The organism is Desulforamulus aquiferis (genome assembly GCF_030577015.1).
Classification (GTDB): Bacteria; Bacillota; Desulfotomaculia; order Desulfotomaculales; family Desulfotomaculaceae; genus Desulfotomaculum; species Desulfotomaculum aquiferis.
Genome location: NZ_JARPTC010000040.1, coordinates 1 through 10,470 on the forward strand (window position 1 = coordinate 1; position 10,470 = coordinate 10,470).

The following is a 10,470-nucleotide window of genomic DNA, read 5'->3' on the forward strand; positions in this document are numbered from 1 at the left end:
CTAAGCGAATCGTCTCCACGAAGATATTTTTCAATAGCTGCAATTTTTTCTTCTCCTGAAATTTTGGCCTTATGAGACATGAAAAAGCTCCTCCTTGTAATAGACAGTTTTATTATTTAAACTGTCTACCACAAGGGGAGCATATCAAAAAGCAGAAGGTCTTTTGTTAATTAGTATTGGGCTCGGCAACCCTTAAATTGTCTGCTGGGAAAAATACAGATTGATGCTCCTTGATAAACCAGAGGGTCAGACCAAAGGACAGAAGGTCCGCTATTGGGAAGGCCACCCAAATTCCTTCAAGGCTAAACCAAAGGGGTAGCACCAATATTAAGGGAATTAAAAACAATACTTGCCGGGACATGGTCAGGATAAAGGCAGCACGGGCCTTGCCCAAAGCTTGAAATACTCCACCTGTGACCACCTGGACACCAATGGTAATAGAAAGGGCAAACATGACCCTAAGGGCCGTCTCACCCATTTCAATGGCAGCTAAATCAGGCGTAAAGATTGACAAGATGGCCCTTGGGAAGAGCATAATAGCCACAAAACCTACCAGGATAACCATTGTGGAGGTTTTAATGGCCAACCAAATGGATTCGCTAACCCGGTTATGCAGGTTAGCACCATAATTATAGCCAACAATGGGCAAGAGTCCCTGCATAATACCAATAATTGGCATGAGGGCAAACATTAAGATCCTATGAATGATTCCAAAGACCGCCACAGCCAGGTCACCGCCGTAAGAAACCAGCATATGGTTTGCCGCCACAAACATGACACTTCCTGCAGCTTGTTGTACAAAGGCTGAGGAACCGATGGATAATATTTTATTGATTACTGACAAATTAGGTATCAAATAAGAGGGTTTAAATGATAAAGTGCTTTTTCCCATGGCAAAATACCATACTAAATATACAGCCGTAACTCCCTGGGATACCACAGTGGCAATGGCCGAGCCTTTGATGCCTAAACCGAAAGAAAAAATAAAAATTGGCGTTAAAATAATATTTAAGCCTGCAGAAATAAGCATAGTTATCATGGCGGTTTTGGCATTGCCCTCAGAGCGAACAATGTTGTTCATGGCAAAACCGAAGGCGAAAAAGATAGTACCATATAAGATTATCCCTAAATAGTCCTGGGCATAGGGCAACATTGTTTCACTGGCGCCAAAAAGGTAGAGGATGGGAGTCAATAGACTTAGGCCCAAAACAATACCTGCAATGCTGACAATTAAAATCAGACTGATGATATTACCGAAGACATGATTTGCCTCATCGGCTTTCTTCTCACCTAACAACCTGGAAATCACCGAGGCACCACCGATACCGATGGCACCGGCCAGTGCCATAATAATCATTTGAACAGGAAAGGCAATGGAAATGGCCGACACACCTACAATGCCTACAGCCCGGGCCACAAAAATGGTGTCTACAACGTTATATAAGGCCATTACAAACATGCCAAAGGTAGCAGGTACAGATAATCTAGCCAATAGGTTAGGGATTGGTTCTTTCCCTAATAGTTCACTATGTTGTCTCATAATTAATCTCTCCTATATAAAAATCAATAATTTCTAAAATCTATCTTTATGAATGTAATCAGCAGCGTTTTGGGCTAGCTTAGTCAATAGAATGAATGCTTGCTCCACCTCTTCTTCGGTCATACCAGTACTTAAAATATTAGTCCAGCCCTTGATAATAGAAAACAACGTTGGCTTAAAGTCCTTAGCAAGCTGAGTTAAGAAAACATGATTTGAACGCAGGTCCTTTTCATTCGGTTTTCTCACGATATAGCCCGCCGCTTCTAACTTGCTTAGTGCCCTGGCTGTAGTGCCCTTATCTATATTTAAACATTGGGCGATTTCCTCCTGAAGCAAACCATCCCTTTCATAAAGGACTATTAAAAACAAAAACTGCCCTTTGCCAATGCCGTAGGGCTCCAGTTCTTTGTTGATATAAATTTGACCATAACGATAGAGTAAGGAAATCCACTTTCCTAAGGAAACATTGGTCACTGATAGCACCCCCTTGGTTGCAAATGCAACCATTAATAGATTATAAACCTGAATGGTTGCTTATGCAACAAATATTGTTTATTAGAAATAATTACAAATTAATAATATACTAAGCAAAAAAGAATGGACCAATAGGGTAAGCTAGTCTAATGAAAAAAGGAGGCACCCCCCGATTCAGGGAGTGTCTCCTTTTTTATAACTACCTCAATATGCCTTTTATCCTCAGAGACTTCTAAGGAGTAACCTAAATATTCTGCCAAGGATTCCAGCGGAAGATAGATTTGCTCCTCGAAAGCGACCGGTTCCACAGACCACTCTATATTATCACCATCAGCGGAGACGAAGAAGTTTGTATCATTTTCCCACCTTAGTAATTCCCCGGTCTTATTTCGTAGCACCAATTCGTTTGATTCAGATGACCATTCAAGGGAGCAGCCGGTGGCCTGGGCAAAGGAGCGCGCACCCACCAATACGCTGCTGTCCTCTCCGGTACCAACTAACCTGGAGAAGATTAGCTTGCCCTCGTACTGGACCACCACCGGGCTGGCAAGATATCTATTAATGTTGCTGGTCAATACCTGATAGCCCCTTTTGTTTAGGTGAATACCGTCTGTAGTATAGATTTTGGCCAAGCCCGCTCCATCCTGCAGGGAGGTGTTGTGATCCATAAAGACCAGGTTCATTTCCCTGCAAACCTTAAACAGTCCTTCATTAATGGGCCGAATATATTCATTGTAGTTTTTATCAGTTGTCAATAATACAGACTGCACTATAACGGGGGTGCCTGGGAGACTAGCCTGAATTTGCGTGAGCAACAGCTTATACCTGGCCACAACCTCCTCTGGGGGGAGCCAGTAAGCACAAACATCGTTGGTTCCCAACATAATAAAGACCTTATGGGGCTTTATATCCAATACCGATGGCTTTAGCCTCTCCATGGCATCGTCCAGCGCATCCATTCTTATACCACGATTGATAATATTATACCTTTGACGAAGGTCTTCAAAGGGGAAGAATTCTGTAAGGGAGTCCCCAAGGAAAACGATGGTTCCAAGCTCATGCTTAAGGTACTTATTTTCTTCCTCGTACCTTGCCACATATTGGCCCCAGGCCTCGTACCTGGCCTCTGCCAACCCGGGCCAGCTTAGCAATAGCAGGAGCAAACTCAATATTAGTTTTTTCATAGTTTAAGTCATCTCTCCTCCTGGATCTCGGCCTGCCTCTGGCTAACCCCATCCTTTAAATAATAAGGGTCAGATATGCCCTGTCGGAAGGCTTCCTTGGCTGCGGCGGTGGAGTCGATACGGTAGAGCCTCTTGCCGTCAGTCTGATCATACCAAACAGCTATACGTATATTGGGGTAGTGGGACATGGAGCCAAGGGCCTCTTTAATCCACTGGGATTTATTGCCCCCCAATTCATTGGAAGAGAATTCTGTAATCATAAAGGGCTTGTTGGGATATTTGGCCAGGTATTCTTGATAAATGGGTATATACATCTCATTAAAGCCACGCCAGGTTTCGTAGGGATAACTGGTGCCGTTATTGTAGCAGGTTAAACCAACCCAATCTACATAACCGTCTCCCGGATAATAAAGCTCAGGGGCATTCCATTTAAAATCGGGGAAGGAGCGATCGTGAGGGTTCCAGACGAATATAGCATTGTCTGCCCCCTGCTCCTCAAATATGTGATGGATGCGCTGCCAGGCTTCCACAAAAAGATCCCTATCTTTACTGAAAAACCAAGTACACCAGGGGTCCCAGTCTCCGTTCATCTCATTGGCAAAGCGAACAAAAAGAGGCTCGCCCACCTCTTTTACCTGGTTGGCCCAACGGGTTATATAATCATCAAACTTACCGTCAACAATATCTGGAATTAGTACGCTATCAATGTTGGCCTCCTGCCAGGGATGCCAGGTAAGCATCATTATTCTTCCGTCGGCATAGGTGTCCTTGACCATTTTTTCAGGAAAATTCTTATCAAATTCTGTATAGGTCATAATCAGTTCAAATTTGTGCTCCAGGGTATCTTCATAATCCTTATAACCCTCTAAATCCTTTGGCTGGTAAAGTCTCGGGTGGAAGAGGGGGTGGAATATACCGAACATTACCTTATCCTGGGGAATATTTACCTCCAGGTTTTGGCCGGACAGCTTAATATCTCCGGCAGAATAATTTCCGGCAGCAAGTACTGGTTTCTCGAAGGGCTTAACCTCCATAAAGGTCTGTAAAATCTGGTCCAGGACAGGGCTATACTTACCGAAGCTATCCTCATCCGTTTTCATGGTAAAGGTGTAGACCTTATCTTTGAAAACCAGGTTGATCTCACGGTAATAGTTGAGGTCATTTGGACGGTTTTCCAGCTTTGGTCTAACCCACATCAGCCGATGGGCTTTGAGGCCGTTTACAGGGGTACGGTTATGGGCAATTAGTTTAACCCCGTACTTTTGCTCTAAGATATTTCTATTACCAAAGAGTACATACTCATCCGCTGAGATACCCTTTAGCGGTTGATTAAAGATGTCTATTATACATTTCTGATCCTCAGCCACCAGACGAGTGACAATACCCTTTTCACTGTCATCAAGCTGCCAATTGTTCGGGTACTTGATACTATAACCGTCTACCCCGTTTTGATAGGTAACCAATTCCTCTGCCAAACCAATGGAGGGAAACAATAGCAGGGAGCAGAGCAGAACCAAAAAAAATACTTTTCTCATTAATTAGTCCACCTTTATTTTAGTTTCTACTTATTTCTCCAAAGCAAGATAAATTTCCTGGTTTTTAATGGCAAAATCGTGCTGTATCGGAAAAGTAACTGACCTGATGGACTTTATCCTTAAATCTGCTGGGGATAAGAAAATAGCCTTAGGTTGAGGTAAAAATATACACGTGTTAAACTAAGGGAGAATTAGTCAAGAAATAATACCTATAAAATAGAAAATATAAGGTGGTAATCCATTAATGGCTGCAATAGTGGTTTTAGCGGAAAAACCTTCGGTAGGTCGGGATTTAGCGAGGGTACTGCACTGCAACAAAAAAGGGAACGGCTATTTTGAGGGAGATAAATACCTAGTAACCTGGGCCCTGGGTCATCTGGTAACCCTTGCTGATCCCGAGGTCTATGACGAAAAATATAAGTCCTGGAGGATGGAAGATCTGCCCCTGCTGCCTGACCACTTAAAGCTGGTCATTATCAAGCAAAGTGGCAGGCAATATAGTATTGTTAGGGAACTGCTCAATAGGAAGGATGTAAAGGAAATCGTGATTGCCACCGACGCAGGCCGAGAGGGTGAATTGGTGGCCAGATGGATATTAGAAAAGGCTGGTGTTAGAAAGCAAATCAAAAGACTTTGGATATCCTCCGTAACAGACAAGGCCATTAAAGAGGGCTTTCAGAAGCTAAGGAGCGGTAAGGATTATGAGAACCTTTATGCCTCCGCTGTAGCCAGGGCAGAGGCTGATTGGCTGGTGGGAATTAATGCCACCAGAGCCTTGACTTGCAAACATAATGCCCAGCTTTCCTGCGGGAGGGTCCAAACCCCCACCCTGGCAATTGTGGCCCGTCGGGAGGAAGAAATTAACAACTTTAAACCAAGGACCTTTTACGGTATCACAGCCATCACTGCTGCCCAATTGAAGTTAACCTGGCAGGATGGTAAAACAAAGGAGCATAGGATCTTTGAAAAGGATAAATGCGATAAAATTGTTGCTGCATTAGAAAACAAAAGTGCCAGGGTCATTGGTGTGGATAAGGCCAAAAAGACAGATTTTCCCCCCCAGCTATATGATTTAACAACCCTGCAAAGGGATGCAAATAAGATCTTTGGCTATTCTGCCAAGGAAACTCTTTCCATTATGCAAAAGCTGTATGAACAGCATAAGGTACTAACCTATCCCAGGACAGATTCCCGCTATATATCCTCGGATATAGTGGAGACCCTAAAGGATCGGGTAGAGGCCTGCGGGGACAGACCCTACGCTAGATTCACCAGTAAAATTTTAAGGAGCCCCATTAGGATCAACAAGAACTTTGTTGATAATAATAGGGTATCTGATCACCATGCCATTATACCGACGGAACAATCGGTGGTAATAAGTGAATTTAGTGATAAGGAAAGAAAGATCTATGATCTGGTTGTCAAAAGGTTCCTGGCAGTCCTATACCCGCCCTTTGAATATGAGCAAACAACCATTAAGGCCCAAATTGGGGAGGAGCTATTTATTGCCAGGGGAAAAAGAGTAATTAGCCAGGGCTGGAAAGAGATTTATGATCAAAACTGGGAGGAAAGTGATCCTGCGGTCGCAGAACAACTTTTGCCAGAGATAAATAATGGAGACCAGCTGGAGATAAAGTCCTTAAGCCAGACCAGGGGAGAAACCAAACCACCTGAGCCATTTACCGAGGGCAGCCTGTTGGCCGCCATGGAAAATCCCGCCAAATATATGGAGGGAGAGGATAAGGGACTGGCAGATACCCTGGGTAAAACCGGGGGACTTGGTACTGTAGCCACCAGGGCAGATATTATTGAAAAGCTTTTTAATAATTTTCTAATGGAAAAAAACGGAAACAAAATAACTTTAACCTCAAAGGGAAAGCAGCTTCTGGAGCTGGTTCCTGAGGATTTAAGAACCCCCGCCCTGACAGCCCAGTGGGAACAGAAATTAGAGGCAATCTCCAAGGGTTTACTCAAAAAGGATAATTTTGTCAACCAAATGAGGGGCTATGCCAAAACGGTTGTGCAGGAGATAAAAAACAGCGAGGCTAAATTTAGACACGATAATCTTACCGGCAGCAAATGTCCGGACTGTGGGAAAAGAATGCTTGAGGTAAAGGGCAAAAAGGGAAAGATGCTTGTTTGTCAGGATCGGGAATGTGGACACAGAATAGGTCTAAGCAAGATAACCAACGCCAGATGCCCTAACTGTCACAAGAGAATGGAAATGCATGGAGAGGGAGAGACAAAGCTCTTTGTGTGTCCGTGCGGATATAGAGAAAAGCTTACCTCTTTTAATGAAAGAAGGGAAAAGGAAAAAACCAATGTGAGTAAAAAGGACGTTTCAAAATACCTCAAGGAGCAGCAAAAGGGTGATGACGGCCCAATAAACTCGGCCCTTGCCGATGCATTAGCAAAGCTAAAACTTAAGTAATTATGCAACCCACCGTTCATAAGAAAGGTGGGTTTTGTCTTTCACAATTTCCCATATTCTTTTTACATTTTCTTTATTTTATTTAATGTAAAACTGAGCTATTATTGAAAATATTTGGATCAGAAAGAAGGCTTTGTATGCAAAGGTATTTTATTTATTTGGCGGTACTTATGGCATTAACCTCTTTGTTTTTTGCAGGCTGTTCCCCAAAGGAGGAACAAAACAAAGGGCAGGCCGGTTTGGCTAACCCCAGGGTGCTGGAGGTTGACGAGGGAGTTTTAAGTGAAACAATGACATTGTCGGGGACTCTGGAGGCTCTAAATTCCGCTAACGTGGTGGCCAGGACTTCAGGCAAAGTTGCTACCCTGTCGGTGGATGTGGGAAGCCGAGTTAGCATAGGACAAACCCTCATGACCCTGGAGGCAGAGGAGTTGGCAGCGGCGGTTGCATCAGCCGAAGCTAACCTGGAAAATGCCGTAGTTACATATGACCTTGCCCTGAGTAAATATGAGAGGGGCAAAGAATTGGCAGGGGCAGAGGCGCTGTCAAAGACCGACTTTGAGGAAAACTATGAAGGTGCCTTTAGAAAGGCGGCGGCTGCAGTTAAAGTAGCCCGGGCTGCATTGGACCAAAGTCAGGCTCGTTATAATGACGCAATTATCAAGGCTCCCCTAAGTGGCATAGTGACTGCCAGAAATATTAACGTGGGAGAACTGGCCGGCTCCTCAACCCCGGTTTTTTCCATTAGCAATCTGGACAAGGTAGTAGTCTGTATCAATGTAAATGAGCAGCAGGTAAATAAATTTGCAGAGGGTCAAAGGGTGGGGGTCAAAGTAAGTGCCGTAGCCCAAAACCTTTTTACAGGAGTTGTAGCCAATATTGCCCTGGCTGCGGATCCTAAGCTTAAGGCTTACCCCATAAAAATTGAGCTGGACAATCAAGAACATAAGCTAAAGCCGGGCATGTTTGCGGAGGTAGTTTGGGAAAACAAACTGGAGCAGGTGCTTTTAATACCCAGGGAGGCTGTAATAGCCAGCGGGGGAAAGAGTAAGGTATTTGTTGTAGAGAATGAGGAAGCCAAAGAGAGAGTGGTAGAAACAGGAGCGGCGGATGGTAAAAATATATGCATCACCGCCGGTTTAAGCAAAGGCGACAAGGTAATAGTAAGTAATCCTGAAACCTTGAAGGATGGCATGAAGGTAAATACCCAGCAGAATCAGGGGGGGCCTCCCAAAGAACCCCAGGGCAATGGGGAGGCTAAGTAGCTATGCATATTACCGAACTATCCGTTAAACGGCCCAAGATGATGACAATGGTTATCCTGCTATTTGTAGTACTGGGGTTATATACCTACCGGCACATAGGAGTGGAGCTATATCCTGCCATAAATACCCCCTATGTTTCTATTATGGTAGCCTACTCTGGTGCAGGGGCAGAGGAAATAGAGACCCAAATAGTGAAGCCTGTGGAAGATGCCGTTTCCTCCATCAGTCAGCTCAAAACTATAACCTCCACTGCCTCCTCGGGAACGGCAAATATCAACCTGGAGTTTGAATTAACAGCCAATGCAGATGAGGCGGCCATTGAAGTTCAGAAAAAGATGGATACCCTCCGGCGTGTACTGCCTGATGGAGCAGATGACCCGGTGGTTATTAAGCGGGATATGAATGCCTCCCCTGTAATGATGCTGGCCTTAAGCGGCAATGGCGCCAGGACCGAGCTTTATGATTTGGGTAATGACGTTATCAAAGAGCGTCTCCAAAGGGTTGCGGGGGTTGCCGAGATTAACGTTTTTGGCGGACAGCAGAGGGAAATAGCCATAGACATAGATAAAAGTAAGCTGGAGGGGTATGGCTTAGCCATAAGTCAAGTAGTCAGCAGACTAAGGGCAGAGAATCTAAACAACCCCAGCGGACGTATGGACAGGCCGGAAGCGGAGTACAATGTCCGGGTACTGGGTGAGTTTCGCAGTGTGCAGGAAATCGGGGAAATCCAGATACCCACCTCCTCGGGCTACTCTGTTCCCCTTAAAGCCATTGCCACCATTACAGATGGATATAAGGAAGTTCGGGTACACAGCAGGGTAAACGGTAACAATGCTGTAGGCCTGCAAATCTATAAACAAAGTGACGCCAGCATGGTGGCAGTAGGAGACGCCATAAAAAATGAACTGGCAGTTATCAATGAACAGCTGCCCGAGGGCGTAAATCTAAGAATTTCAAGGGATAATTCCGATTTTGTTCAAAGATCCGTTAACGGTACCAGATTAAATATTATTGAAGGGATTATCACCACCAGCCTAGTTTTATTTATCTTCCTCCGTCAGTGGAAATCCTCCTTTATTGTATTGCTGGCTATTCCCACATCCTTAATGGCCACAGTAATGATGATGTATTTCTGCGGCTTTACCTTCAATATGATGTCCCTTATGGGCTTAGCCCTTTGTATTGGTATCTTGGTGGATGATTCCATTGTTATTCTGGAAAACATTCACCGGCATATTAAAATGGGTAAAACCCCCTGGCAGGCAGCCATCGAGGGGCGCCGGGAAATTGGCATGGCAGCCATAGCCATTACCCTGTCAGACGTGGTGGTCCTCGCCCCATTAGCCTTCATGAGTGGTATGGTGGGGCAGTTCTTTCGCCAATTTGGTCTGACCATTGTTTTTGCCACACTTTTTTCACTATTTATTTCCTTTACCTTGACCCCCATGCTGGCATCCCTGATGTATAAGATGGGCAAGGAGGATTTGATTAAGCCGGGTAAGCGCTCATTCCTGGATCTGCTCTGGCAGTTTACCATACCCTTTGGACAAAAAATCGAACAAAAATATATGACACTGCTTCATTGGTCATTGCAAAATCGTAAAAAGGTAATTGCCTTTTCTGTGCTGCTATTTATGCTCAGCCTGAGCATGATTCCATTAAAAATTGTGGGTACGGAATTTATGCCCGGCTCAGATGAGGGAGGCATTACGGTATCCCTGGAAATGCCGGTGGGCACACCCCTGGAAAAAACAAATGAAATACTGCAATCTATGGAAGAAGAGATAGGCAAAATACCTGACGTCCAGTATTTTAACACCATGGTTGGCGGTGGCGGCAGGGGCTCCTCCGGATCAAACTCAGGACGAATAGAGCTGCAGCTGCTGCCTAAAAACCAGCGTCAAAAATCAGCCTCGGAGATTGCCGGTGATATCCGTAAGCTGGGCAGTACCATCAAGGACGGTCGGGTATTTGTTTCCGAGTCTGACTCACGGGGTGGGGGCGGTGGCTCTGCGGTGCGTATTTTAGTAGCAGGCAACGA

At 44.7% G+C, this 10,470-nt stretch carries 7 protein-coding genes; 3 read left to right on the forward strand and 4 right to left on the reverse strand.

What is annotated here, in order from left to right; translation table 11 throughout:
• Positions 1–166: 166 nt before the first annotated feature.
• From P6N53_RS18250 to P6N53_RS18265, 4 genes are all read right to left on the reverse strand, one after another.
• Positions 167–1,540, reverse strand: coding sequence for an MATE family efflux transporter (locus tag P6N53_RS18250; protein ID WP_304545778.1), 1,374 nt, complete (start codon positions 1,538–1,540; stop codon positions 167–169).
• A 33-nt stretch (positions 1,541–1,573) separates the two neighbouring features.
• A complete protein-coding gene (locus P6N53_RS18255; protein WP_304545780.1) occupies positions 1,574–2,014 on the reverse strand; it encodes a MarR family winged helix-turn-helix transcriptional regulator in 441 nt (146 codons plus the stop codon).
• A gap of 146 nt (positions 2,015–2,160) precedes the next feature.
• The gene (locus tag P6N53_RS18260) at positions 2,161–3,198 is read right to left on the reverse strand and encodes a GDSL-type esterase/lipase family protein (RefSeq protein ID WP_304545782.1); all 1,038 of its coding nucleotides are present in this window, start codon (positions 3,196–3,198) and stop codon (positions 2,161–2,163) included.
• Positions 3,199–3,206: 8 nt separating this feature from the next.
• Positions 3,207–4,733, reverse strand: a complete 1,527-nt coding sequence (locus P6N53_RS18265; protein ID WP_304545784.1) for a glycoside hydrolase family 26 protein — start codon at positions 4,731–4,733, stop codon at positions 3,207–3,209.
• Positions 4,734–4,977: 244 nt separating this feature from the next.
• On the opposite strand from P6N53_RS18265, the gene P6N53_RS18270 reads away from it, so the two are divergent.
• The 3 genes from P6N53_RS18270 to P6N53_RS18280 all read left to right on the forward strand — a co-directional run.
• Positions 4,978–7,164 carry a DNA topoisomerase III gene (locus P6N53_RS18270; RefSeq protein ID WP_304545786.1) on the forward strand — a complete coding sequence of 729 codons (2,187 nt, stop codon included), beginning with the start codon at positions 4,978–4,980 and terminating at the stop codon, positions 7,162–7,164.
• 137 nt (positions 7,165–7,301) lie between these two features.
• Positions 7,302–8,429 (forward strand): efflux RND transporter periplasmic adaptor subunit, encoded by a 1,128-nt coding sequence (locus P6N53_RS18275; protein ID WP_304545788.1) that lies wholly within the window; start codon positions 7,302–7,304, stop codon positions 8,427–8,429.
• A 2-nt stretch (positions 8,430–8,431) separates the two neighbouring features.
• Positions 8,432–10,470: efflux RND transporter permease subunit (locus tag P6N53_RS18280; RefSeq protein ID WP_304545790.1), on the forward strand; the 2,039-nt coding region annotated here is incomplete at its 3' end.

What these genes read in the sequence shown, in the direction of transcription:
- P6N53_RS18275 (WP_304545788.1), top strand. Translation starts at nt 7,302, where the DNA reads ATGCAAAGGTATTTTATTTATTTGGCGGTACTTATGGCATTAACCTCT.
- P6N53_RS18250 (WP_304545778.1), bottom strand. Translation starts at nt 1,540, where the DNA reads ATGAGACAACATAGTGAACTATTAGGGAAAGAACCAATCCCTAACCTA.
- P6N53_RS18265 (WP_304545784.1), bottom strand. Translation starts at nt 4,733, where the DNA reads ATGAGAAAAGTATTTTTTTTGGTTCTGCTCTGCTCCCTGCTATTGTTT.
- P6N53_RS18270 (WP_304545786.1), top strand. Translation starts at nt 4,978, where the DNA reads ATGGCTGCAATAGTGGTTTTAGCGGAAAAACCTTCGGTAGGTCGGGAT.
- P6N53_RS18260 (WP_304545782.1), bottom strand. Translation starts at nt 3,198, where the DNA reads ATGAAAAAACTAATATTGAGTTTGCTCCTGCTATTGCTAAGCTGGCCC.